Origin of the sequence: Streptomyces asoensis (assembly GCF_013085465.1) — a bacterium.
Lineage (GTDB): Bacteria > Actinomycetota > Actinomycetes > Streptomycetales > Streptomycetaceae > Streptomyces > Streptomyces cacaoi_A.
The window spans coordinates 744,067-768,652 of record NZ_CP049838.1 but is presented as its reverse complement, the minus strand read 5'-3'; the positions used below and the strand labels follow the sequence as shown (position 1 = coordinate 768,652).

23 protein-coding genes are annotated in these 24,586 nt (G+C 71.7%); 5 read left to right on the top strand and 18 right to left on the bottom strand.

Features of this window, described 5'->3' with window-relative positions; translation table 11 throughout:
• Positions 1-3: 3 nt before the first annotated feature.
• The gene (locus tag G9272_RS03510; RefSeq protein WP_171395145.1) at positions 4-1,038 is read right to left on the bottom strand and encodes an LLM class flavin-dependent oxidoreductase; all 1,035 of its coding nucleotides are present in this window, start codon (positions 1,036-1,038) and stop codon (positions 4-6) included.
• Between the two features lie 69 nt (positions 1,039-1,107).
• Positions 1,108-2,613, bottom strand: coding sequence for a metallophosphoesterase family protein (locus G9272_RS03505; protein ID WP_171395144.1), 1,506 nt, complete (start codon positions 2,611-2,613; stop codon positions 1,108-1,110).
• A gap of 311 nt (positions 2,614-2,924) precedes the next feature.
• On the opposite strand from G9272_RS03505, the gene G9272_RS03500 reads away from it, so the two are divergent.
• Positions 2,925-4,034, top strand: coding sequence for an LLM class flavin-dependent oxidoreductase (locus G9272_RS03500; protein ID WP_171395143.1), 1,110 nt, complete (start codon positions 2,925-2,927; stop codon positions 4,032-4,034).
• Positions 4,031-5,431, top strand: a complete 1,401-nt coding sequence (locus tag G9272_RS03495) for an NtaA/DmoA family FMN-dependent monooxygenase (protein WP_171395142.1) — start codon at positions 4,031-4,033, stop codon at positions 5,429-5,431. Before G9272_RS03500 ends, G9272_RS03495 begins: the two co-directional genes overlap by 4 nt.
• Here the strand turns inward: G9272_RS03495 and G9272_RS03490 are convergent.
• Positions 5,391-6,218: an MHYT domain-containing protein gene (locus G9272_RS03490; RefSeq protein ID WP_171395141.1), complete on the bottom strand. Its 828-nt coding sequence runs from the start codon at positions 6,216-6,218 to the stop codon at positions 5,391-5,393. The genes G9272_RS03495 and G9272_RS03490 overlap by 41 nt on opposite strands.
• Before the next feature lie 196 nt (positions 6,219-6,414).
• Positions 6,415-7,263, bottom strand: a complete 849-nt coding sequence (locus tag G9272_RS03485; protein ID WP_171395140.1) for a class I SAM-dependent methyltransferase — start codon at positions 7,261-7,263, stop codon at positions 6,415-6,417.
• A 369-nt stretch (positions 7,264-7,632) separates the two neighbouring features.
• Between G9272_RS03485 and G9272_RS03480 the strand changes: the two genes are divergently transcribed.
• A complete protein-coding gene (locus G9272_RS03480; RefSeq protein ID WP_171395139.1) occupies positions 7,633-10,038 on the top strand; it encodes a M4 family metallopeptidase in 2,406 nt (801 codons plus the stop codon).
• Positions 10,039-10,127: 89 nt separating this feature from the next.
• Here G9272_RS03480 and G9272_RS03475 read toward each other — a convergent pair whose 3' ends face one another.
• The 4 genes from G9272_RS03475 to G9272_RS03460 all read right to left on the bottom strand — a co-directional run bounded on the left by G9272_RS03475 (position 10,128) and on the right by G9272_RS03460 (position 13,765).
• Positions 10,128-11,318 (bottom strand): glycoside hydrolase family 64 protein, encoded by a 1,191-nt coding sequence (locus tag G9272_RS03475; RefSeq protein ID WP_171395138.1) that lies wholly within the window; start codon positions 11,316-11,318, stop codon positions 10,128-10,130.
• A gap of 263 nt (positions 11,319-11,581) precedes the next feature.
• A complete protein-coding gene (locus G9272_RS03470) occupies positions 11,582-12,337 on the bottom strand; it encodes a dienelactone hydrolase family protein (RefSeq protein WP_171395137.1) in 756 nt (251 codons plus the stop codon).
• 144 nt (positions 12,338-12,481) lie between these two features.
• The gene (locus G9272_RS03465) at positions 12,482-13,102 is read right to left on the bottom strand and encodes an L-threonylcarbamoyladenylate synthase (protein WP_171395136.1); all 621 of its coding nucleotides are present in this window, start codon (positions 13,100-13,102) and stop codon (positions 12,482-12,484) included.
• Positions 13,103-13,111: 9 nt separating this feature from the next.
• Positions 13,112-13,765, bottom strand: coding sequence for a TetR/AcrR family transcriptional regulator (locus G9272_RS03460; protein ID WP_171395135.1), 654 nt, complete (start codon positions 13,763-13,765; stop codon positions 13,112-13,114).
• 273 nt (positions 13,766-14,038) lie between these two features.
• On the opposite strand from G9272_RS03460, the gene G9272_RS03455 reads away from it, so the two are divergent.
• The gene (locus G9272_RS03455) at positions 14,039-14,278 is read left to right on the top strand and encodes a hypothetical protein (RefSeq protein WP_216377798.1); all 240 of its coding nucleotides are present in this window, start codon (positions 14,039-14,041) and stop codon (positions 14,276-14,278) included.
• A 68-nt stretch (positions 14,279-14,346) separates the two neighbouring features.
• On the top strand, positions 14,347-15,882 hold the full coding sequence (locus G9272_RS03450; RefSeq protein WP_171401823.1) for a helix-turn-helix domain-containing protein: 1,536 nt from the start codon (positions 14,347-14,349) through the stop codon (positions 15,880-15,882).
• A 115-nt stretch (positions 15,883-15,997) separates the two neighbouring features.
• On the opposite strand, the gene G9272_RS03445 is transcribed toward G9272_RS03450, so the two are convergent.
• From G9272_RS03445 to G9272_RS03400, 10 genes are all read right to left on the bottom strand, one after another.
• Positions 15,998-17,221, bottom strand: coding sequence for a cytochrome P450 family protein (locus tag G9272_RS03445; protein WP_171395134.1), 1,224 nt, complete (start codon positions 17,219-17,221; stop codon positions 15,998-16,000).
• Entirely contained in the window at positions 17,218-18,462 is a 1,245-nt protein-coding gene (locus G9272_RS03440) for a cytochrome P450 (RefSeq protein ID WP_171395133.1), read from the bottom strand. Before G9272_RS03440 ends, G9272_RS03445 begins: the two co-directional genes overlap by 4 nt.
• Positions 18,459-19,085, bottom strand: coding sequence for a GTP-binding protein (locus G9272_RS03435; protein ID WP_171395132.1), 627 nt, complete (start codon positions 19,083-19,085; stop codon positions 18,459-18,461). Before G9272_RS03435 ends, G9272_RS03440 begins: the two co-directional genes overlap by 4 nt.
• Complete coding sequence (locus G9272_RS03430; protein WP_171395131.1) at positions 19,054-19,419, bottom strand: DUF742 domain-containing protein; 366 nt, start codon at positions 19,417-19,419, stop codon at positions 19,054-19,056. The genes G9272_RS03435 and G9272_RS03430 overlap by 32 nt, the downstream gene beginning before the upstream one ends.
• Positions 19,416-19,838 carry a roadblock/LC7 domain-containing protein gene (locus G9272_RS03425; protein ID WP_171395130.1) on the bottom strand — a complete coding sequence of 141 codons (423 nt, stop codon included), beginning with the start codon at positions 19,836-19,838 and terminating at the stop codon, positions 19,416-19,418. Before G9272_RS03425 ends, G9272_RS03430 begins: the two co-directional genes overlap by 4 nt.
• Positions 19,835-21,277, bottom strand: coding sequence for an ATP-binding protein (locus tag G9272_RS03420; RefSeq protein ID WP_253267694.1), 1,443 nt, complete (start codon positions 21,275-21,277; stop codon positions 19,835-19,837). Before G9272_RS03420 ends, G9272_RS03425 begins: the two co-directional genes overlap by 4 nt.
• Before the next feature lie 263 nt (positions 21,278-21,540).
• Positions 21,541-22,008: a hypothetical protein gene (locus G9272_RS03415; protein WP_171395129.1), complete on the bottom strand. Its 468-nt coding sequence runs from the start codon at positions 22,006-22,008 to the stop codon at positions 21,541-21,543.
• Positions 22,009-22,167: 159 nt separating this feature from the next.
• A complete protein-coding gene (locus tag G9272_RS03410; protein ID WP_253267693.1) occupies positions 22,168-23,484 on the bottom strand; it encodes a DUF3500 domain-containing protein in 1,317 nt (438 codons plus the stop codon).
• 104 nt (positions 23,485-23,588) lie between these two features.
• Entirely contained in the window at positions 23,589-23,957 is a 369-nt protein-coding gene (locus G9272_RS03405; RefSeq protein ID WP_171395128.1) for an ArsR/SmtB family transcription factor, read from the bottom strand.
• A gap of 212 nt (positions 23,958-24,169) precedes the next feature.
• The gene (locus G9272_RS03400) at positions 24,170-24,544 is read right to left on the bottom strand and encodes a hypothetical protein (RefSeq protein ID WP_028806388.1); all 375 of its coding nucleotides are present in this window, start codon (positions 24,542-24,544) and stop codon (positions 24,170-24,172) included.
• Between the last annotated feature and the right edge of the window lie 42 nt (positions 24,545-24,586).

The window sequence follows — 24,586 nt, the reverse complement described above, 5'->3', positions numbered from 1 at the left end:
TCCTCACGCTCCGGAGCCGGGCCGCCATCCCAGCGCCGGACCCAGCTTCGTCGCCATGTCGGTCAGGATCTGTACGTAGTCCTCGTGCCCGAAGGTGAACGGCAGAGCGAAGGCGACCTCGTCGATCTCGCGGAACGCGGCGTGGGCGTGCAGGCGTTCGGCGATCTCGTCCGAGGTGCCGACCAGGTCCGGGGCGAACAGCAGCCGGGCCGGGCCCTGCGGCGAGGTCGTCCGGGGGAGCCGCTTCGCCGCGAACTCCTCGTACTTCGCGCGCTGTTCGGGTGAGGCGGAGTCGGTAGGGATGACCACGAGACCCTGCGAGACACGGGCCGCCTCGCCGTCGGGGTGGGCGGCGCGGAAGGCGCGGACGTGGGAGAGCTGGATCTCGGCGAAGTCCCTGGTGTCGTCCGGGCCTTCGGCCTTGACGACACTGCTGGTGAGGAAGTTCATGCCGTGTTCCCCGGCCCAGCGCGCCGAACCCAGGCTGCCCCCGCCGTACCACAGGCGGCGGCCGAGACCGGGGGAGTGCGGCTGCACCCGGTCCGAGAACACCTCGAAGCCCTCGACCCCGCTGAAGTCGGTGGCGGACCTGCCGCGCACCAGGTCGAGCAGCCGCCGCACCCGCTCGTATCCGAAGTCCTCCGCGTCGGAGGTGTCCGGATAGAGGGCCTCCTTGACCTGCTCGTAGTGCATCGGCGGGCCGACGCTCACCCCCGGGTTGAGCCGGCCCCCGGACAGGATGTCGACGGTGGCCAGGTCCTCCGCGAGGCGCAGCGGGTTCTCCCAGCCCAACGGGATGACCGCGGTGCCGAGCTCGATGCGCCGGGTGCGCTGCGAGGCGGCCGCCAGGACGGCGACGGGGGACGAGATGCCGTACTGGAGATGCCGGTGGCGCACCCAGGCGCTGTCGAAGCCGAGCCGCTCACCCAGCTCGATGACCTCCAGCGTGGTCTCGTGCCCCCGGCCCGGATCGTCCGCGTCGAACAGCCCGATGGTGAGGAAGCCCAGCCTGCGCAGGGGGCGTGAGGTCGACGACACGGGGCTCCTCCATCGTTCGACGGCGTGTACGGCCGTACAGGTGTTCTTCGCCGATTGTCGCAGGCGGCCTCAGACCAGCGGGATCGTGACCTCGTCCTCGACCGGCGGGTTCAGTTCCTGGGCGCGGTTCCCGGTGGCCGCGAAGCAGCGCAGCCGGACCGACTCCGGTGTGACGTCCAGCCGTAGGAAGCACTTGAAGAACGGCGGGCTGTACGTCACCGAGCTCGGCGAGAAGAGCTGGGTGTAGATCTTGCGCACCGGAAGCCGGAACCGCTTGCGGCGCTCCGGACGGCTCCCGGTGCCCAGCAGACCGGCCAGCAGGCGGATCCGCCGCGTCACCCTGACCTCCGGGCCCGGTGTGCGGGTCGGCGGGATGCCCAGCCGTTCGGCGACCACCGCCTGGGCCTCGGTCTCGGTGAGGGCGAAGAAGCGACGCAGCCGCAGCCGGCGCCCGTAGAGCCGGCTGTAGAAGGCGAGGGAGTCGCCGCGCAGCGGATAGCAGCGGAAGTCCCGCTCGGTGACGCCGGCCACGGACACCCGGGGGATGGTGTGCGTGGCGTGCATGAAGGCGCCCCCACCGCCCGAGACCACGTACTGGAGCGTCCGCCCGTCCGCCAGACGCACCGGGTAGCGCTGGTAGTTGTGGATGTCGCCGCCAATCGCCGCCACGTAGTGGTGCTCGGGCGCGCTGACGATGTCGTCGACGGTGCCGCCGCCTTCGACGGGGCACGGGTGGTGCTCGCCGTCGACGTAGAGGGGGGAGCCGGTGATGAGTATCTTCGGCCGTGGGCCCCGGGACACCTCACGCAGCCATGCGCCCTGTTCGGCGTCGAGCGTGCCCAGCAGTCCGGTGTCGATGCCGATGATCCGCACCGGGCCGGCGTCGATCGCCCAGTACGGCCCGGGCTGCACCGCCTGCTGGCCGGTCGCGGACCTCAACGCGCGGGCCTCCGCGAGGCGTTGACCGTCGTGCGCACGCGGCCGGTGCCACAGCAGGGCACGCAGCCGCGCGCGGCTGAGCAGGCGCGGTGCGGGCTCGGCGGGCGGCGGCGGGGCGTCGCCGCAGAAGACCCGCATGAACGCGCCCAGGTCCTCGTACCAGTCGTGGTTGCCCGGTATCGCGTATATCGGCGCCGGGTAGTCCCGGTAGGGGCGGAAGAACTTGGTGCCGTAGTCGTCGGCGCTGCCGACCGGATAGATGACATCACTGGCGAGCACGGCGAAGGACGTGCCCTGACTGGCCCTCAGAAAGCCGGGTACGACGGCGTACTGGGGATCGTCGCCCTCACCCGTGTCGCCGATGACCATGAAGGAGAAGCTGTCCGGGTCCGTGCGTCGGATCACCTTGTCCTCGGGTGCGCCGGCCGCCGCCCGCTGCGCCACCAGGCGGCTGCGGGTTCGGCCCGTCGGGTCCCCGAACCACGACGCCAGCACGCCGTTGCGGGCGGCCCACAGCATCCTGGGATCGAGCCACGAGATCTTCTCGGTCCTGTCCGGCATGAGTTGCTGGTACGCGCCCCGGTCGGCGCCGACCCAGCCGGCGCCTTCGGCGGTATCGCGTGAGGAGTCAGACACCGGTGCACCGTAGCAATGATCCACAACGCGGCAGCAGCCCACCCGGCCGAGTTCATGCACCGGCATCTAATGCCCTTGACACTTTCCGGGGCCGACCACGTAGGTTGAAGCGATCTGTCACGAAGGGTGGAGGCCCCCGATGCGCGCACCTGGCACGACACCGCACGGTGTCGGCACGGGCACGCGGCTGATCACCCGACGGCATGTCGACTACTGCCGTACCGCCTCCGCCGTCTGTCCTTCCGCACGCCGCTGACCCCCGCCGGCCCGTCGGGCCGGTCGACTCGTCGTGCCTCCGGAAGGAACTCCCGTTGTCCGGTCCCGCCCTGCGGCTCGCCGTCGAACTCGACGGTGACGGCGCCCACCCCGCGGCCTGGCGCCGCGCCGCCCACTCGCCCGACCATCTGCTCACCCCACGCCGGGTGGCCCGCGTCGCCGCCGCCGCGGAGAACTCCGGGTTCACTCTGATCACCCTGGAGGACGGCGCGCTGCCGCCCGGTGGCACCCCCGACGTCGTCGGCCGCATCGGCGCGGTCGAGCGGGCCGCGTTCCTCGCCGCGTCGACCAGCGTCGTCGGGATCGCGCCCGTCGTGCCGGTCACGTACGCCGAACCCTTCCACGTCTCCAGCCAGTTGGCGTCCCTCGACCACATCTCGGTCGGGCGCGGCGGCTGGGTGGTGGGCGAGGAGGAACGTCCCGAGGCGGCCCGGGTCTGGGGCCGTCCGCACGTCGACGGCGAGGCCGCCCGTGCCCGGGAGTCCCGCGACGGAGTCGAGGTCGTCCGCGCCCTGTGGGACTCCTGGGAGGACGACGCGGTCATCCGCTCCGTCGCCACCAGCAGATACCTCGACCGCGACCGGCTGCACTACGTCGACTTCACCGGCGACGCCTATGCGGTGAAGGGCCCGGCCATCGTGCCGCGGCCGCCCCAGGGACAGCTCGTCGTCCTCGGCCGGCCCGACCGCGTCCCCGCCGGGCAGCTCGATGTCGCCCTCGTCGAGGGCCGCGACCTCGCCGCGGTCGCCGAGGCCGCAGCCGGCGCCGGAACGCCCCGCACCTTCGCCGAGATCGAGGTCGCCCTCGACACGGCCCACGCCACCGCCGAGGAGCGCGTCGCCGACCTCGAACAGCACGCGCCCTGGACCGACCGCGGACGGCTGCGCCACATCGGCTCCGCCTCCGGACTCGCCGTCCTGCTCGGGCGGTTGCGGGGCGTCGTGGACGGCGTACGCCTGCATCCGCTCGTGCTCGACGAGGATCTGCCGGAGCTGTCCCGGCTCGTCCTGCCCCACCTCTTCGAACGGCGCCTCGCCGTGCGCCCGCTGCCCGGCGCGTCCCTGCGCACCCACCTGGGGCTGGAGCGCCCCGCCAACCGCTACGCCGCCGGCCCGGACATCGAGGCCCTCCAGGAGACCCGATGACCCGCACCGACCCCCTCGACGTCCCCCGGCCGGACGCCCAGCTGCACTTCGGTGTCTTCTTCCAGGGCGTCAACCACTGGACCATCTGGTCCGACCCGGCCAGCGGCTCCCAGATCGCCCCCGCGAACTTCCGGCGGGTCGCGCAGACCGCCGAACGGGGCCTGTTCGACGCGTTCTTCCTGGGGGAGGGGCTGCGACTGCGCGAGGTCGACGGACTGATCCACGAACTCGACGTCGCCGGACGGCCCGACGCCATCACCCAGCTCGCCGCGCTGGCCGCGGTCACCGACCGGATCGGCCTGGTCAGCACCTCCAACACCACCTTCAACGAACCCGCCGACCTGGCCCGCCGGCTCTCCGGCCTCGACCTGCTCTCCGAGGGCCGCGCCGGCTGGAACGTGGTGACCACCGACAACGCCTGGACCGGCGCCAACTTCCGGCGCGGCGGCTACCTGGACCACGCCGACCGCTACCGGCGCGCCGAGGAGTTCCTCACCGTGGCCCGCGCCCTGTGGGACGGCTGGGCCGACGGGGCCGTCTCCGGCGCCGTGGGCGCCCCCGCCTGGGCGGCGCCAGGAGCCGTGGACCGGGTCCGGCACCGGGGAACGCAGTTCGACGTCGACCTCGCGCCCACCCTGCCCCGCAGCGGCCAGGGCCATCCGGTGATCTTCCAGGCCGGCGACTCCGGCGAGGGACGCGATTTCGCGGCCCGCAACGCCGACGTCGTCTTCTCCGCGCACGGCAACGACTTCGACGACGCGCTCGCGTTCGCCGAGGACCTCCGACGGCGGCTGCTCGCCGTCGGCCGGCCCGAGGACGACCTGCGCATCCTCCCCGGCACGGAGATCATCATCGGGGCGACGGAGGCCGAGGCGCTGGAGAAGAAGCGCTGGATCCGCCTCCAACAGGTCACACCGGCAACGGCGTTGGGTGTCGCCGGTCTGCTGTGGGGTCTCGACCTCTCGGACCGGGACGCCGACGGGCCGCTGCCCAAGGAGGACCCGGTCGTCGCCGAGAACGACGGCTCCTTCGGCGCCCGGCGCGTCGCCGACCCACGCGTGGTGGTCGCCGAGTGGCGCGAGAAGGCGGAGGCGAACGGCTGGTCGCTGCGCGAGACCGTCATCGCCCTCGGACCGCAGCGCGGGCACGTCGGCACCCCCGCCGGACTCGCCGACAGGTTCGCCCACTGGGTGCGGCACGGCGCCGTCGACGGCTTCAACGTGACGCCGTACCTCATCCCGGACGGCCTCGACGACATCGTCGACCTGCTCGTCCCGGAACTCCAGGAACGCGGTGTCTACCCCACCGAGTACACGGGCCGCACGCTCCGTGAGCACCTGGGCCTGCGCGAGCCCCTCACCCACCGCTCCACGACCGACGGACGGCAGGCGGGCTGACCGCCTCCTCCGCCGTACCGGCCCGCCCCGCCCGGGCGGGCCGGTTCCACTCGCCGTCGCCGAGCACGAGCAGCGGATCGAACATCACCACCACCCCGGCCAGCAGCAGGAAGATCACCGGCCCGATCAGCATCGGCAGCAGCAGCGAGGTGGGGCTGTCGCCGGCCCACGACGAGGTCGCGCCGTGCACATGGACGCTGACCGCGGCCATCGCCGTGTAGTGCATCCCGGACACGGCGACGCCCATCACCAGGCTGGCGCCCAGGCTCGTCAGGAACCCTCGGATCGTGACGGCCGCCCACAGGGCGGCGGTCGCGGCCACCACGGCGATCAGCACCGAGAGCGCCACCGTGCTCGGCGTGTACTCGATGGCGCCGTTGAGCTGGAGGGCCGCCATGCCCAGATAGTGCATGGCGGCGACCCCGATGCCCGTGACGACCCCCGCGAGCGACAGCGACGCCCGGCCGGCGCCCCGGTAGCCCACGATGAACACACCGATGCCGACCACCACGATCGCGACCGCGAGGCTGAGCACGGTCAGACCGACGTGGTAGCCGATCCGGGTCTCCTCCACCTGGAAGCCGATCATGGCGATGAAGTGCATCGTCCAGATGCCGCAGCCGATCGACGCGGCCCCCAGCGCCAGCCAACCAGGCTTCCACGAGCCGCTGTTGAGCAGCGTCCGCACGATGCAGCGCAGTCCTAACGCTCCCCCCATGCAGGCCATCACAAAAGCCGCCACGGGGGTCACCACCCCGTACCGGAATCCGTCTATCGTGCCTTCCATCATCAACTCCCCCCGAAGTCACGACTGTTCGTGAAGAACGTGTCTACGGGTAAGGGAGTGGCGAAAGCAAGCGTTTCCTGAGAGTCGACGGTCACGTCCGTGTGAACACCGGCGCGGGAGAGCCCGCCGCCGTCATCGCCGGGTTGTTCTCGCCGGTGACGGCGGACAGGGGCGTGCCCACCGGGTCCTAGCCCAATCACCGTGGCGAGGCGCTCTTTCCCCAGACGAAGACCTCGGTGCTCGGCCGGCGTTCGGAGAAGCGGCCCGACGCGGAGGCCTCCCGCAGCAGTCGACGCAGGTCCGCCTCGAACGCGTCGCGGCGCGCGCCGAACAGGTGCGGAGCCGAGAACGACATCGAGAACACCCCCGCCACGACGTCGTCGGCCGTCCGTTCGAGCGGCTGTCCGCCAGGCACCACATGGCGCTGCGGGCCGGAGAATCCGGCCCGGGTGAGCACCGCGGCCTCACCGCCGGGCGTGCCCTGCGGCAGCACGCCCCGGCCGGCCCGGCGGACCGGCCCGAGGTAGTGCCTGATCAGTTCCTCGATCACCGCACCGGGCACCGCCGGACGGGGAAGACCGTCGACGGTGAGCGTCTCGGTCTTCAGGTCGGAGATGTGCACCAGCGCCCCGCCGGGCAGGAGCATGTCCCTGGTGGTCGCGGCCACCAGCTCGCGATCCATCCAGTGGAAGGACTGGCCGAAGGTGGCGAGGGTGAACCGGCCCAGACCCGCGGGCAGTTCCTCGGCCCGGGCCCGCACCCACCGAGCCTTCCCGGCCACTCCGCCTCGGGCCGCCTCACGCCGCGCCTCGGCGATCATCTCCGGGTCCGGGTCCACGCCGACGACCTCGCCGAACAGGTGGGCCAGAGTCAGCGCGAGGATGCCCGGTCCGCATCCCACGTCGAGGAGCCGCCCCCGTCCGTCGAGACGCAGCGCCTCGGCGAGCGCGTCCGCCAGCCCGGGGGCATAGGGGAGCCGTCCGCGCCGGTAGTGCGCGGCGGTACCCGCGAACAACGTCTCGTCCCACTCCCACCCGGCCACCACGCCGCCCACCGTCCTCGCGCAGATCCCCTTTTTCCGGTTGCCGATGATCTCACGGCCGGGGCGGCGCGCACCGGCCCGAGCGGCCCGCCCCTCGGCCGTCGGGACAGCCCGCGCACAGGGTTCTCACAGCGGGGCCGGGGGGTGGGGGCTCCGTCTCCGCCCGGCACCGAGGGATAACCCTCGAAGCGTCCGGCTTTGGCTGACATGCCACTGTCAAGCCTGCCATTCTCCCACCCAACTACCGCGCACCAGCGGCAAGTTGTCTTCCCATGCTCACGGTCCCGCACAACTCAGCTCGTCCCGGACAGCACACCCGTCTGCCCGGTCTGTCACCGGCCGTTCCCCGCGGCCGCCGCAGTAGGAGAACGAGTGAGACCCAACCCCCGCAAGCGGACCACGGTCGGAGCGGCCCTGCTCTCCACCGCCGCACTCGTGGCCCTCGGTGTCCAGACGGTTCCGGCGACCGCGCTGCCCGCAGCCCCCCACCCCAGCCCCGTGCGCGCCGGTGGTCTGCCCGCCGACCTCACGCCCGCCCAGCGCACGACGCTGATCAGGAGCGCCGAGGCGAAGACGACGGACACGGCCGAGTCCCTCGGCCTCGGCGCCCAGGAGAAGCTGGTCGTCAAGGACGTCGTGAAGGACAACGACGGCACCCTGCACACGCGCTACGAGCGGACCTACGCCGGTCTGCCCGTCCTCGGCGGCGACCTCGTCGTGCACACGCCCCCGGCCTCGCTGGCCGCCGGCACGGTGAGCACGACCTTCAACAACAACCGCCGCACCGTCTCGGTCAAGTCCACGACCGCCACGTACAGCAAGGCGGCCGCCGAGACCAAGGCCCTGACGGCGGCCAAGGCGCTCGACGCGGAGAGCCCCGCCGCACAGAGCGCGCGCAAGGTGATCTGGGCCGGCGAAGGCACGCCCAAGCTCGCCTGGGAGACCGTGGTCAGCGGCCTCCAGGACGACGGCACGCCGAGCAAGCTGCACGTCATCACCGACGCCGCCACCGGCGCGAAGCTCTCCCAGTTCGAGGGCATCGAGACCGGCACCGGCAACAGCCAGTACAGCGGAACCGTCACCATCGGCACCACGCTGTCCGGCTCGACGTACCAGCTGAACGACACCACGCGCGGCACGCACAAGACGTACAGCCTCAACAACGGCACGTCCGGCACCGGCACCCTGATGACGGACGCCGACGACACGTGGGGCACCGGCTCCGGCTCCAACACGCAGACCGCCGGCGTCGACGCGCACTTCGGTGCCCAGACGACCTGGGACTTCTACAAGAACACCTTCGGCCGCAGCGGCATCAAGAACGACGGCGTCGCCGCCTACTCCCGCGTCCACTACAGCACGGCGTACGTCAACGCCTTCTGGGACGACGACTGCTTCTGCATGACCTACGGCGACGGCACCAGCAGCACCCACGCGCTGACCTCGCTGGACGTCGCCGGCCACGAGATGAGCCACGGTGTCACCTCCAACACCGCGAACCTCAACTACACGGGTGAGTCGGGCGGTCTGAACGAGGCGACCTCCGACATCTTCGGCACGGGCGTGGAGTTCTACGCGAACAACTCCTCCGACGTCGGTGACTACCTCATCGGCGAGAAGATCGACATCAACGGGGACGGCACCCCGCTGCGGTACATGGACGAGCCCGACAAGGACGGCGGCTCCGCCGACAGCTGGTACTCCGGCGTCGGCAACCTCGACGTCCACTACTCCTCGGGCCCGGCGAACCACATGTTCTACCTGCTCTCCGAGGGCAGCGGCAGCAAGACCATCAACGGCGTCACCTACAACAGCCCGACCTCCGACGGCGTCGCCGTCGCGGGCATCGGCCGGGCCGCGGCCCTCCAGATCTGGTACAAGGCGCTGACGACGTACATGACGTCCAGCACCAACTACGCGGGCGCCCGCACCGCCGCCCTCAGCGCGGCCACGGCGCTGTACGGCTCCAGCTCCACCCAGTACGCCGGGGTCGGCAACGCCTTCGCCGGCATCAACGTCGGCAGCCACATCACCGTCCCGTCGACGGGCGTCTCGGTGACCAACCCGGGCAGCCAGTCCGCCACGGTCGGCACCGCGGTGAGCCTCCAGATCTCCGCCAGCAGCACCAACAGCGGCTCGCTGACGTACGCCGCGACCGGTCTGCCCGCCGGTCTGTCGATCAGCAGCTCGACCGGCCTGATCTCCGGTACGCCGACCACGGCCGGCTCCTCCAGCACCACCGTCACGGTGACCGACAGCACCGGCGCGACCGGTACCGCGGCCTTCACCTGGACGGTCAGCTCCTCCGGTGGCGGCGGCTCCTGCACCGCCACGCAGCTGCTGGGCAACGCGGGCTTCGAGTCGGGCAACACCACCTGGACGGCGACGAGTGGTGTGATCACCAACTCCAGCAGCCAGGCGGCCCGCACCGGCTCCTACAAGGCCTGGCTCGACGGCTACGGATCGACCCACACCGACACGCTGACGCAGTCGGTGACGATCCCGAGCGGCTGCACCAACACCACGTTCACCTTCTACCTGCACGTCGACACGGCCGAGACCACCACCAGCACGCAGTACGACAAGCTGACGGTCACCGCCGGATCCACCACCCTGGCCACCTACTCCAACCTCAATGCCGCCAGCGGCTACGTCCAGAAGTCCTTCAGCCTCGGATCCTTCGCGGGCTCCACCGTGGCGCTGAAGTTCTCGGGCGTCGAGGACTCCTCGCTCCAGACCAGCTTCGTCGTGGACGACACCGCCGTCACGACCGGCTGATCACGACCGGCTGATCCGCTCCGACCGACGACGTCCCGCACGCGGGCTCCCTCCGCGTGCGGGACGTCGTCGTGCGCGCTCAGTTCACTTCAGTTCAGCGGGTCGAGCGTCAGGTACGCCTGGCTCGGCGAGCCGTCGTGGACGAGGGACTCCTGCTGCCCGACGTCGTCGAAGGCGAACGCGTACGCCTTGCCGTTTGCCATCTGAGCGTGGATCTTGCGGGCGTAGTGGTTGGTCACCGTGTCCTGGTAGAAGTTCGCCGTCGTGGTGTCCGGCTGGTTGGGGTTGACCAGGAGTGTGGAGCGGTTGAAGCCCGCGCACAGGGTGCGGGAGATCGGTCCGCGCACGGCGTCGTTCGGCGCGTCCAGCAGCCCGTGACAGCCGAAGATGCTGGCCGCGTCCGGCTTCTGGAAGCTGGTCACGACCGCGCCGGAGGAGTTGGTGAAGTTCATGACCCCGCCCGAGACCCGGCCGTAGTACTTGGTGCCCGGCTGGTCGGCGAACGGGGTGACGGTCAGCGTGCTCGTCGCGTACTTCTGCCAGACGCGGTTGACGTAGTCGTCCATGACGTTCGCCGGGAGGGCGCCCGTCTCCACCCCGTACAGCGGGGCGAGAGCCCGCAGTACCGTGCCGTCGGACCGGGTCTGGATGAGGTTCGCCCAGCCGCCGGGCTGTCCGCGCAGGGCGTTGAAGAAGCCGTTGTAGCCGCCCGACTTGAGGTGCCCGGTGCTGATGGTGGTCCCGTCGGCACGCTGCACGCCGACCGCGTACGGCGCGGAGAACATGTCGACCTGAGTGCTGTTCAGCCACAGCCCGGAGTCGTTCAGCGTGTACTCCGACCAGTTGAACAGGATGTTCCGGTTCGGGTCGGTCGGGTTCTGCACGGCCGGCTGCACGAGTCCGCCGGTGGTCAGTCTGAAGTCGAGCTTCTGTCCGTACGAGAAGTAGACCCGGCCGGAGAACTTGGGCATCCGGATGGTGGCGGACTGTCCGGCGGCCGGGCCCGCGATCGAGGCGTCGGGCGCGGGTGTGGGCGGGTTGCCGCCGGCGGGCCAGGCGTGGAAGGTGCCGTTCGCGTCCGCCCAGCCCTGCCGGCCCGTCGTCAGCTGGGTGCCGAGGTTGTAGACGTAGAGGGCTTCGCCGCGCCCCGAGTTGTTGGTGATCTTCAGCGGGATGGTGTCGGGGACGGCCGCCTGGGCCGGGGGGCCGAGGGAGAGCAGCGCGCCGACGAGAGCGGCGGCTCCGGCGATTCTGAGTGTGAGCGTGATCCTTGAGAGCACTCTCCACCTCCGTGCGGGTAGGCCTGTGGGGTTGGTCCGTACCATGTTGAGAGCGCTCTCAAAGTCGCATCGAGGTTGTGCCCATGTCAACAACGTGGACAGAGGCGGAGACAGAAACAGAGGCGGAGACAGAAACAGAGGCGGAGACAGAAAACGAAAGGACGCCCTCGGCACGACTCGTGCCAGGGGCGTCCCGTTGCCCGGTCCTGTTGCTCAGTCCCGTTGCTCGGCCCGTTGCCCGGCCCGTTGCTCGGTCCCGGTGCTCAGAAGGTGCGCTTCAGCAGCTCCAGCAGTGCGGCCCAGTGCCGCTCGGAGCTCTCCTCGTCGTACGCGGTGGTGTCGGCCTGCGTGTAACCGTGCTCGGCGCCGGCGTAGACCTCGCACGTGTGACGGACGCCCGCAGCCGTGAGGGCCTCCTCGAAGCGCTCGATCTGCTCGGGCGGCAGGGAGTGGTCGTTGTCGGCGTGGCCGAAATACACCTCGGCCGTGATGTGCTCGACCGCCAGGTGCGGGCTGTCCGGCGCGTCGGTCACGAGCCGACCGCCGTGGAAGCCGGCCGCCGCCGCGACCCGGTCCGGATGCCCGCCGGCGGTCCACAGGGCGAGCCGGGCGCCCATGCAGTACCCGGTCAGCGCCACCGGGCCGTCCGTGACGAGCGGGCTTTCCGCCAGCCACCGCAGGTAGGCGCCGGCGTCCCGCACGACCGAGTCGGCGGTGAGGGACTGGATGAGCGGACCCAGGGTCGCGAAGAGCTCCGGACGCGCGCCCGGGTCGATGAACTCGGGCAACTCCACGACGGGGGCGCGCCCGTGCCGGTAGAACACGTTCGGGACCAGCACCGTGTAGCCGGCCTCGGCGAGCCGGTCGGCCATCGCCCGCAGGTGCGGACGCAGCCCGAAGGCGTCCTGGTAGAGCAGTACGCCCGGTCGGGGTGTCCCGTCACCGGGATGCGCGAGATAGGCGTCGGCGACGCCGTCCTCGGTGGGGATGTCCACGGCTGTTCCCTGTACGGAGGTCATGGGGGTGCCTCTCTGCGCGGTGCACTACGGCGAGCGGGCGAGCGATCGACCGGCCCGGTGGGGGCCGGGCAGCGACCATCGTTGCATGCACCATCCACCTGCCCTCCGGGACCCCCGGGCAAGGGTGCCGGGGTGCGGAAGGCCCTACTCGAACCGGGAGGTGTCACCCGCCCCGTGCCGCACGATCTCCGCCTCGCCGTCGGAGAAGTCGATGACCGTGGTCGGCTCGGTGCCGCAGTCCCCGGAGTCCAGCACGGCGTCCACCACGTGGTCGAGCTGGTCCTTGATCTCCCAGCCCTGGGTCATCGGCTCGTCCTCGCCGGGCAGCAACAGGGTGCTGGACAGCAGCGGTTCACCGAGTTCGGCGAGCAGGGCCTGGGTGACCACATGGTCCGGGATGCGCACGCCCACCGTCTTCTTCTTCGGGTGCTGGAGCATGCGCGGCACCTCCTTGGTCGCCGGGAGGATGAAGGTGTAGCTGCCCGGAGTCGACGCCTTGATCGCGCGGAACACGTCCTTGTCCACTCGTACGAACTGGCCGAGTTGCGCGAAGTCCTGGCACACGAGAGTGAAGTGATGCCGGTCGTCCAGCTCGCGGATGGCCCGGATCCGGTCGATGCCGTTCTTGCTGCCCAGCCGGCAGCCCAGCGCGTAGCAGGAATCCGTCGGGTACGCGATCAGCGCGTCCGCCCGGATGGCGGCCGCGACCTGGGTGATGGTGCGCGGCTGGGGGTTGTCGGGGTGCACGTCGTAGTACTTCGCCATTGGCCGAGCTTATGCCGTGCCACGGGGCGGCGGCCCCGCAGGACCGCCGTGCGGTTCGCCGAGGAGGAACTCCCAGCTGTCGGTGAGCAGCCCCAGTGCCGTCGCGGGGTCGGTCTCCCAGCCGTGGCGCATCCAGCGCCGGGCGAGCTGGTCGAGCTGGGTCAGCGCCAGGAAACCACGCAGTCGCCGGGAGCCCGGGTCGAACCGGCCGGCCTGTTCGAGGCCCGCCTCGACGGCGGAGACGACCTCGTCGAACCACTGGTCGACCAGCTCGCGCAGCTCCGGTTCGACCGCCGCGGCCTCGTGCGCGGCCAGCACGTAGGGACGGATCCGCGGCCACCGGCGGGAGGTGTCGCGCAGCCACGCCTCGAATCCCGCCCGCTCGCCCGCCCGTACGACGGAGACGAGGGCCGGTGCGGTCGGCAGCCCCGGCTCCGCCGGGCTTCCGCGCTTCAGCAGCTCGTCGAGCTCCGCGACGAGGGCCTTCATCAGCGCCGCCCGCGAGGGGAAATAGGCGTAGAACGTCACCCGGGTGGTGCCCGCGGCCTTCGCGATGTCGTCGACCGTCGTGCCCGCGTAGCCCCGCGCCTCGAACAGCTCCAACGCCGTCGACAGCAGCAGCCGACGGGTCATCTCCTTCTGGGCGGCGCGCAGACCGGCCACGTCAGACTGCCTCCCGGTCGACTGCGAAGGGGCCGCCGACCTGCGAGGTCGCGCCCCCCGGTGGACGCTCACATCGTACGACACCGGGCTTTTTCGGCCAGGGGGCGGCAGGGGACGGCACGGGCGGCAGACGGGTACCTCGTTCGACAGGGGTATGACGGGACACCTCCCCGCTCGGCACCGCGCCCACCGGCCGGTTCGGCGCCCGTTTCTGTTCTGCACGCCGCTCGGTACGGCCCTCCAGGCCTGGAGGAGGCCACGGACGCCCTCGCGATGGGCGTGGCGCCCGGCTCGGACGCCAGGCCCGCGCAGCTGCGGGCGGCCGTCGTCGAGGGCAGCGGCCGGGCCTTCATGAACGGCCTGCATGCCGCCTCCGTGGTCACCGGCCCGCTGTGCGTCGCGGGAGGCGTCCTGGCCGCCGTCGGCATCAGGAAGTCGGCCCGCCGCCGACTGACCGCCACGGATCCACCCGCGGCACCCCGGTCCCGCGGGCGGCCGTTGCGCCCCGCGTGAGGTAACGTCCCCGACCGATATGACTGGTTCGGCCCGCACGGGCCGTGAGGGACGAGGAGAGCGCCGAGATGGCCGGCCGGGACGACGGGAACCCCCACACCGACGCGGCGGACGACGCCGACTCGGCGTGGGCGCAGGAACTCCTCGGACATCTGCGCCCCACCGGCGGCGACCTCCGCAGAGTCCTCGACTGGCTGGCGGACACGCTCGACGCGACGGTCTCCTTGCGCGACGAGACCGGCGCCGCGGTCGCCGGTCCGCTCACCCCGCTGGACGAGAGCCTGGTCGCCGCCGTCACCGGCGGCCGGCTCGCCTCCGCCGCCTGGGAGGGCGAGGGCAGGTTCGTGCGCCTGATCAGGGTCGAACTCCCGCGCCCGGTCTCGTCGGGCGTGCTCGCCGTGACCCGGACGAGTCCCTTCGACCGGCGCGCCGCCGCCATCGTCACGCACACCGTGGGCGTCCTCGAACTCCTGCTGCGCGCGCAGGAGACCGCCGCGACCGGACACCGGCTGGCCCGCGCCACCGCCGACCTGCGCCTGGCCATCCTCCAGCTGCTCATGGTCGAGGACACCGTCGCCGCCCGCCGCGTCGCCGCCGGCCTGTGGCCCGGTCTGCTCGACACCGACACCGCCTGTGTCTACGTGGTCGAGACCAGCCCCGAGGAACGCGACCGTCTCGCGGCGGCCTGCGTGGCGGCGACCCACGACGAGGCTCTCGTGGTGCGCTGTCCCGCCATGGACGGCCATGTCATCGTCGTCGTCCCGAACGACACCGCGGGCCGTGCACTGCGTGCCCTGTGCGACCGGCACGCCGGCGCGTTCCTCGGCGGCAGCGCCCTCCAGAGCCTCGCCCGCACCGCCACCGCCTACGGACAGGCCGTCAGCGCCCTCGCCGTCGCCCGCTTCCGCCCCGACAAGACGGCTGTCTACGCCGAACGCACCCACCCCGAACGCCTGATGGACCCCGAGGTCCTGCGTACCTGGACGACCCGGCTGCTGCGCCCCCTCGACACCCTCCCGCACCACACCCGCGCCGAACTCCTCGCCACCACCCGGCTCGGCCTGGAGTTCACCGCCGTCAACGCGGCGAAGGTGCTCGGCGTCAGCCGCAACACCGTCCGCGCCCGCATGGAGCGCGTCGAGATCCTGCTGCGCGCGGACTTCTCCGACCTCACCGTCCGGGCCGCGGTCCACCTCGCACTCCACACCCAGGTCGCCATAGCCGGGCACCTGACAGGGACCCCGGCGGCCCCCGCCCGGCTCGGCGAGCTGCTCGGCGGCCCGGCCCTGCGCGCCTGGGCGCGGGAACTGCTGGCCCGCCTCGATTCCGACGGCCGGGACCTGCGCGGCACGCTGCGCGCCTGGATCGCCGCCGGCGGCAACGCCGAACGCGCCGCCCAGTTGCTCGGGGTGCACGCGCAGACCGTCCGCGAACACGTCCGCAGCGCCGAACCCGTCCTCGAACGCCAGCTTCTCGCGGCCGGCAGCGACCTGTACGAGGTCGTCCTGGCCCATGTGGCGGCGGGCGACCTGGACCAGCCCGACCTGCACGAATCCGCCCAGCGGACGGAATCGGGCCATCCGGACTCACCTGTGCACAGGTGAGTCCTCCGGCGGCCGGAGCGGGCATCGACACGATTCCCAGCCGCTCGCCGGGCACGTAGTTTCGAGGAGCGGCGGGGGTACGACCGGAACGGGGGACCGGTCGCACCCCCGTGCTTCAGTCCCGCAGGCGGACCGGGATCTCCTGCCAGCCGCTCGCGATGAACGAGGGCACCTGCCGCAGCTCTCCGGCCCCGGTGTCCAGCCGCAGCCCGGGGAACCGGTCGAACAGCGCGGGCAGCGCCGTCAGCGCCTCCATCCGGGCCAGCGGAGCCCCGATGCACCGGTGCACACCGATCCCGAAGGCCAGCTGGTCGTCCGCCGCGCGTGCCGCGTCGAACACGTCCGCGTCCGCCCCGTAGTGCGCCGGATCCACGTTCGCCGCCGCGTACGTTGTGATGATCGCGTCCCCGGCCGGGATCGTCACGTCCCCCACCGTGATGTCGACGACGGCGAACCGCAGCGGCAGCGTGGCGATCGGCGGGTGCAGCCGCAGCGTCTCGTCGACGACCGCGTCCCAGCCGATCTCGCCCCGGCGGACGGCCGCCAGCTGCTCGGGCCGCCGCAGCAGCGCCACCACGGCGTTCCCGATGAGGTTCACGGTCGTCTCGAAACCGGCGCCGATGACCAGCAGCAGCGTGTACAGCAGCTCCTCGTCGCTGAGCCGGTCGCCCTCCTCGTCGCGCACGCGGATCAGCTCGGTCGTCATGTCGTCGCCGGGGTGCTCGCGCTTGTACGCGATCAGCCCGCCCAGCACCGTGCCGATCTGCTCCTGGACGCTGGCGGCGTGCTCCGGCGTCGGGTCCGTGGTGTCCATGATGGCCGCGACCAGCCGGACATTGGCCTCCCGCAGGTCGTCCGGCACCCCGAACAGTTCGCAGACGATCTGCATCGGCAGGGGATGCGCGAACGTGGCCTTGAGATCGACCGCGTCGCCGCCCTTCTCCAGCGTGTCCAGCAGCTCCGCGGTGATCGCCTCCACCCGGGTGCGCAGCGCCTCGGTGCGCCGGTGGGTGAAGCTCGGCGCCACCAGTTTGCGCAGCCGCGCGTGGTCGGTCCCGTACGTGGAGAGCATGTTGATCACGCCGACCCAGCCCAGGATCCAGCCCCAGGAAGGGTGCTCGCCGAGTTCCGCCCACTGCCGCCAGTGCTGCCGCGGGTCCTTGCTGACCTGCGGGTCCAGGATCAGTGCCTTCAGGGTGTCGTACCCGGTGGGTGCCCAGGCCGGAATGCCGCCGGGCAGTTCCACGGGCACGATCGGGCCGAGGGCGCGCAGCCGGGCGCTCTCGGCGTGCACATCGGTGCCGAACGGGTCGAGGACGATGCGGTCGGTCACGGTCACGAACGGACTCCTGAGGGTTCGGAAGCGGGGGAGCGGGGGCTGAAGCGGACGGGCAGCGCGGTCAGCGAACGGTGGAACGGGCCGGGCCGCCAGGTCAGCCGGTCGCGGGGCACGACGGGATCGAGGTCGGGCAGCCACTGGGTGAGCCGTTCGATCGCCTCGGTGACCAGCAGCAGCGTGTGCTGCTTCGCAGGGCAGGCGTGCGCTCCCGCTCCCCACGACAGATGCGAGGCGTCGTTGGGGTGCCGGCCCTCGGTGACCTCCCGCTCGGCGAGGATCCCGAGTGCCCCGTACGACACCACCACCGGCACCGCCTCGCGCAGCCACACCCCGTGGAAGGCCACGGGCCGGCGCACGTAGTAGATGCCGTAGTTCGCGAGCGGCGTCTCGTGGTGCAGCACCTCGACCACCGCGTCCATGACGGGGCGGGCGCCGTCGGTGAGGGTGGAGTAGTAGAGCGGGTTGCCGAGGATCCTCGACAGCGTGTTGGACAGCAGGTTGGCGGTCGGCCCGTATCCGGCGCCGAGCGTGAGGAACACCTGCCAGGTGACCTCCTCCCGGGTCAGCCCCGCCGGGTGGTCCAGCAGCCGGCTCGGCAGATCGTCGCCGCGCCGTGCGCTCTTGGCGGCGATGAGGTCCAGTACGTACTGGGCGTACTCCGCCTCGCCCACGGTCGCCCGGTCGCCGCCCTCCATCATCTTGCCCACGCCCGAGTGCAGCCGGTCGCCCTGGCTCTCCGGCAGGCCGAACAGGTCGTTGAAGACCAGCGCCATCAGCGGCTCGGCGAAGTCGCCGACCAGGTCGGCCTCGCCCCTCGGCCCGATCCGGCCCACCAGCAGCCGCACCGCCCGGTGCACCCGCCCCCGCAGGTCGTGCGGTTCCACCAGGTCGAAGACGTCGATGAGGGTGGTGCGGTAGCGGACGTGCGCGGCCCCGTCGGCGAACAGGGCGTTGGGCCGCCACCGCATCATGCCGAGCACCGGAGAGTCGTCGGGGACGGTCGACTCCCACGCGCGCGGGTCGTGCGAGAACGTCTCCTCGTCGTGCAGCACGTCCAGCGCGGCGCGCCGGTCGGTGACCACGTATGCCGGTACCCCGGGCGCCAACTCGCCCCAGCCGACCGGCCCTTGATTGCGCAGTGCCTGGTAGTGGCGGAGCGGGTCGGCCGCGAAGCTCTCGTCCCACAGCCGCACGGGCGCGGAGCGCGCGAAGTCGCGCCGGTCCGGGGGATGGATGGTCACCGGGCCTCCACGGGGTCACGTCCGATCAGATGGTCGACGAGCGCGAGCAGCGCGTCGATCGAGGAGTTGGGGTCCCGCGCGTCGCAGGTCACCATCGGTGTCCCCGGCTCCAGGTCCAGCGCCTGGCGCAGCCGGTCCGTACCGTAGTGGCGGGGCGCGTCCGGAAAGGCGTTGAAGGCCACCGCGTACGGCAGCCCGCTCTCCTCCACCAGACCCAGCACGTCGAACGACGCGTCGAGGCGGCGGCTGTCGACGAGGACGAGGGCGCCCAGCGCCCCGTAGGCGATGTCGTCCCACAGGGCGCGGAAGCGCTCCTGCCCGGGCGTGCCGAACAGGTACAGCACGACATCACCGGGGAGGCTGATCCGCCCGAAGTCGATGGCGACGGTCGTCGTCGACTTCTCCCGCACCCCGGCCAGGTCGTCCACCTCGGCGGACGCCTCGGAGAGGTGTTCCTCGGTGTGCAGCGGCCGGATCTCGGACACCGAGTCGATCAGGGTCGTCTTGCCCACCCCGAACGGCCCCGCGACCAGGATCTTGACCAGGTCGCGGGCGGTGTCGGGGCGGTGGACGGCGCCGGGCGCGCCGGCGCTAGGTGTGGTGTTTGAGGGCGCGGAGGCCATCGGCCACTCTCTTCAGCAGGTCGGGGTCGAACCGTTCGGCGGGCGGGATCGGCGCGCGGGCGAGAACGAGGTCCCGGTCGACGAGGTCGGCCGCCAGCACCCGTACCGCGGAGACCGGCAGTCTGAGCAGCGCCGCCGCCTCCACCACCGCCAGCGAGCCGCCCTCCAGGGTGTCCAGCAGGGCCAGTTCGGCGGCCGGCAGGCCGGCCGGCAGCGGCTCCTCGCTGCGGGCGAGCACCGACAGCCGCTCCAGGTGGGGCCGGCTGGGCCGGGCCACACCGCCGGTCGACAGATACGCGGGGACGAGGGGACGGCCGGCCGGGCGGCGGGTCATGCCGGCGGGTTGTCGTCGGCTCCTCGGGGCGCGGCCGCCATGGCCTTCTCGCCCAGTCGCGCCACCTGGGAGTGGACCCGGTGCGCCAGCAGGTCCAGCCGCATCTCGCCGTCGCCGTACGCGGCCACGCAGGTGCCGTGGTCGGTCGGCACGATCAGCACATAGCCGTGGTCGGACTCGATGACGATCTGGCGTACTTCGGCCCGCTCCCGGTCGGCGAACGCGGCCGCCGCCGTCCGGCAGGCCCCCTGCACGGTGCTGGTGATGGCGGCCACCCGCTCGGCCGACGGCTGCGACAGGGCGTCGGTATAGCCCGTCACCAGTCCGTCCCGGGTCAGCATGACGGCGGCCAGCACGTGCGGCACTTGCAGGATCGGTTCCAGCACCCATGCCGTGTCGCCCGTATTACGGCTGGTCATCTCGCCGCTTCCCCCTCGATGTCGGTGTGGTCGGTGTGGTCCGTGTCGTCGGGCTCGCCGGTGTGGTCGATCCGGTCGGCCGGGGTGCTCCCGTGGCCGTCGGCTCCGGCGTACTCGGCGGCCGCGCGGGCCGCCGCGGTGCCGGACTGGAGTGCGCCGAGCGCGGCCGCTGCCTCCTCCGGTCTCCGCGCGGGTCGTCGCGCGGGTCTTTGTGCCGGGCTCTCTTCGGGTGCGGCGGCCCGGGTACGGCGACGGCGCTGCGGCAGGCCGTCGGTGTCCGAGAGCTCGTGATGCCCCGGTGGCGCCTCGGGGGCGCCGGTCTCCGTGCCGTACGCATGGGAGGGCGCGGGCCGGTCGGCCGCGGCCTTCCGTGTGGTGCGCGGCGCGCTCGCGGCCGGCGGCCGGTCGACCGGGTCGAGACGGCTGAGGAGATGACTGTCGACCCGCAGCACCGCGCGCACGCCGCCGTACGGCGAGGCCGAGGAGACATCGACGCCGAGGTCGAACTGCCTGGTGAGACGGCCGATGGCGGCCAGGCCCATGCGCGGCGGATCGCCCAGGTCGGTCAGCAGGATGAGGTCGTCGCCGGCCACCAGCCGCTGGGCGCGGTCGCGTTCGTCCCGCGTCATGCCGAGACCGGCGTCGTCGATGGTGACGCACACGCCGTGGTGGACGTGCTCCAGGCTCACCACGACGTCGGTGTCCGGGGCGGAGTGCCTGAGCGCGTTGTCGAGCAGCTCGGCGACGATGATGGCCACCGGCTCGACGGCGTGCGAGACCAGTGCCGTACCGGTCTCGAGGTGGTTGTGGACCTGGACCCGGTGGTAGCCCGCGAGCCGGGCCTGGCCGCCGGTCACCGCGTCCACCAGGTGTGACTCCTCGCGCGCCAGCCCGACCCACGCCCCGCACACCACGGCGGTGACCTGCGCGCGGCGCAGCGACTGCTCGTTCTCGTGGTCCAGCCGGAACAGGGTCTGTGCCAACTCCGGGTCGTCGTAACGCTGCTGGAGTCCGCGCAGCGCGTCCTGGAGCCGGTACAGGGCCGCCTGGATCTCCCGGGTGGCGCCGCGCATCCCGGCCTGCGCGGCCGCGTCGACCCGGGTGCGCTGGGCGGCCACCTCGGACTGGAGCGCCAGCACCACGTTCTCCAGGGCGATGCCCAGCGGGGTGCCGGTGGTCAGCGGCTGGAGCGGGCCCGGTTCGGACACGTGCGGATGGGCCACCTGGCGGGCCGCGGCGGGCACCCGCCGACCGGCCAGATGCTCGACCTCCGCCGTGACCGCCCGCAAGGACCCGTCCAGTTGGGTGCGCAGCGCGGCGATCTCGGCCCGCTGCCGGGTCTGTTGCCGGCGTAGTCGCAGCAATCCGCTGCCGAGGGCGAGCGCGGACAGTGTGCCGGCGGCCAGGCCGCCGGCCACCAGGTCCGGTAGTTCCATCATCGATTCGGTTCCAGGGAGGGTCGGGCGTCGTCTCGGTGCTCAGGGCAGGGGCGGATCCGATGGGCTCGGACCGGGCACTCGCAGCACAGTACACACCGTCATCGATCGATCCCGCACGGTTGAGCGAGACTTGCCTCCCAAAGTGCTCGGTATCTGTTCACTTCTGCGTCGACTGTCGGAATTGCCGTTCGTTATAAGTGAGTTGGACGGCTCGGTTCGCCGCCTCTGCCGCGACGAGGACGGCACGTTCCGCCCGTGACGCGCTACCGGCCGCACATCGGGGTCAGTACGGCCAGTGTGCCGTTGGCCTGTCGCAGGGCCAGCTCCAGCGTGGCGGGCGCGTGCAGCATGCCGGTCCCGTCCGGCGGGACCAGCCACTCCAGGTACCGTGCGGCCCGGTAGGGCGGGGGAACCGCCACCCATGAGCCGCGGCCCGCGCGTCTCAGCCCCGCGCCGATCCACCGAGTGCCGGGATCCGGCGGGAGGAAGAACCCGACCCGGTGTGCCGCGGTGTCCACGAGAGTGGGTCCCGGGACGGGGCGGGACGCCTGCCAGAGCAGATCCAGGGTGAGCAGGCCCAGCCGGTCGGGCACGCTGAGGACATCCCAGTAACGGCCCGCCTCCAGCAGGGCGATCCCGTCGCCCTGGTCCCATTCCCGCTTGCACAGCCGCGGGTCCGTCGCGGCGGCGGCGAGCCACTCCACGCCGCGCGTCCACATCACATCGCTCATGTCGGCTCCGTGTCACGTCCGCCCCCGGCCGCATGCCGATCGGGCATATGCATGCTGGTAGATATTTCTACATGGCGGAAGGGGTGGCGAACCGTGGCGTTTCGGTGTGTTTCGTTCGAGACCCGAGCTGCTGTTCGGACCCGCGCCGCCGGCCTGCCCCTAGTGGTCGTTCTCCAGGTGCAGCTTGAGCAGGTCCACGCCGTAGTCACCGCCGTTGGGGGTGCGGATGATGGTGTGGATGTGCTGCTGGGTCGGGGTCCCGCCCGGTCCGCCCATGCCGCCGCCACCGTTGCTGTCCTTGTTGCCGTAGGCGAGCGGCGACTGGGCGTCGTACTCGATGAGGACGACCGGGCTGTGCACGCGGTAGTAGAAGGCCGAGGAGTCCTTCGTCTCGCCGATCCAGTAGAAGTACGTGTCGTCGAGGTGCTCCTCCACCTCCTTCATCTTCACCTCGGCGTGCCCGTCGTCCATGTTGCCGACGTAGACGCGCACCAGGTCCAGCAGACCGGTCTTCTGGGCGGCGGTGAACCCGGAGGCGACGAGGCCCTGGTGGGCGAGCTCGAGGTTGTCCTGCCTGGCGCCGGCCTTCAGGTTGTCCCCGGCCTTGGTCTCCGAGGAGATCACCTTCTTCCGCTGGGCGTCCGTGAGCGACCGCAGCAGGGTGAGGCCGGCCGTCGTCTCCTTCTTGAAGAGGGTGATCTTCTCGCCGTCGTAGGTGGCCGAAGTCGGCTCGGAGCCCATGAAGGTGGGCGTCATGACCACCTGGTCGCCGAGCACGAAGTAGTTGATGGCCACGTGGTGGCCCTCGTACTGGAAGCCCCACGGTGCGGTGGTCGACGGGGTGCCCATGAAGGTGAAGAAGTAGGCGCCCTCGGTGAGCGTGTCCCGGTTGCCGCCGCTGTAGTCGCCGAGGAAGGCGTTGAGCTTCATGATGTTGCGGGTCTGGGTGAGCCCCTCGGCGGACAGGGCGACCCCGAGCAGCGCGTAACCGAGGTCGCGCTGCTTGTCGGTCAGGTCGCCCATCCGGGCGCCCTCGCGCTGATAGCCGTCGACGTTGCTCCAGGCCAGCCACTCGTCGTCGTCCACCTCGAAGACGGAGGCCTTGCGCTCCTTGGCGGTCAGCCCGTCCAGGAACGCCTGGGCGGCCTTGACGACCTTGTCGGTGGAGACGTCCGTCGCGTGGATCGAGTACAGGTCGTCCGTGACCTTGCCGTCGGTGGTGACGCCGACGAAGTCCGCGTACTTGACCTCGCTGGCTCCGGGGCCCATTCCGCCGGCGCCGCCGCCGGGCCCCCCGGAGGGCATCCCGCCCGGGCCGCCGTAGGACGAGGCGGCGCCCGCGGTGTCGGAGGAGGAGCCGGAGGAGCAGCCGGTCATGGTCGCCATCGCGGCGACACCGCCGGCGAGCAGCGCCTTGTTCATGAACCAGCGACGGCTGCGTTCGGATGCGGGGGTACGTGGTCGGTGTCCGTGCATGGGCCCCAAACTTCAGGAGCTACCTGAAGGAAACCTGAAACCGGCTCCGCTGTCCCCGTCCCCGTCCCCGTCCCCGTCCCGTCCCCGCCCTCCTCCCGTCCCCGTCACGCTCGTCCGGTGCCGCCCTGCGGAACCGGCAGCGGCAGATCGGCCTGGCGCAGCTCGGCCAGCAACTCGTTCTGCCCCGCGAGGAGTTCGGTGAGGATGCGGCGGGCGGCCCGCAGCAACTCGGCCACGTCGCCGCCCGCGAGCGCGTAGCTGACCGTCGAGCCCTCCCGGATCGACACCACGATCCCGGCGCGGCGCAACACCGCCAGTTGCTGGGACAGGCTGGACGGTTCGATCTCGATCTCGGTGAGCAGGTCCCGCACGGCGACGGGGCCGCCCTGGAGCAGTTCGAGGACCCTGATGCGGACCGGGTGCCCGAGCATGCGGAAGAACTCGGCCTTGGCCTGGTAGAGGGGAACCTGCATGGTCTCTCGCTCGCTCCCTGCCGCGTACGGTGCGTGGTGCGCGATGGCGCGGCGGCCCGCCCGGCCGGCCGTACGCCGCCGCGCGCCACGTGCTGCGTCACGATCCTGGTGGCTGCGGGCTCCGCACACCCGTGTGATGCGCTGATCTGGATGTGTCGAGATGAAGAAACCTTCAATTCGAGGGTGTGCGAAGCCGCGGGCAGTCCGGTCGGCTACACCTCGAGCTCGGCCTCGATCCGCTTGAGCTGGTGGCGGGCCATGGCCAGGTTGGACCGGCCGCGGTCCAGGACGAGATAGAGGAACAGCCCGCTGCCGCCCCGGCCCTTGAGCAGCCGGATGAGGTGGTACTGACTGGCGAGCGTGATCAGGATGTCCTCGATCTCACCCTTCAGCCCCAGGTGTTCCATGGTGCGGACCTTGGCGCGGATCACATCGGTGTTGCCGGCCGCGGCGACGTTCAGATCGAGGTCCTTGCCTCCGCCGAGCGTGCCGAGTGCCATGCCGCTCGTGTAGTCCACGACGGCGACCCCCACCGCCCCCTCGATCGCGGTCATCGTCTCCTTCATAGAGATCTCCAGATTCGCCACGGCGCTTCTCCTGCCGCTCGCGCGGGGTCGGGCTCCTCCGGC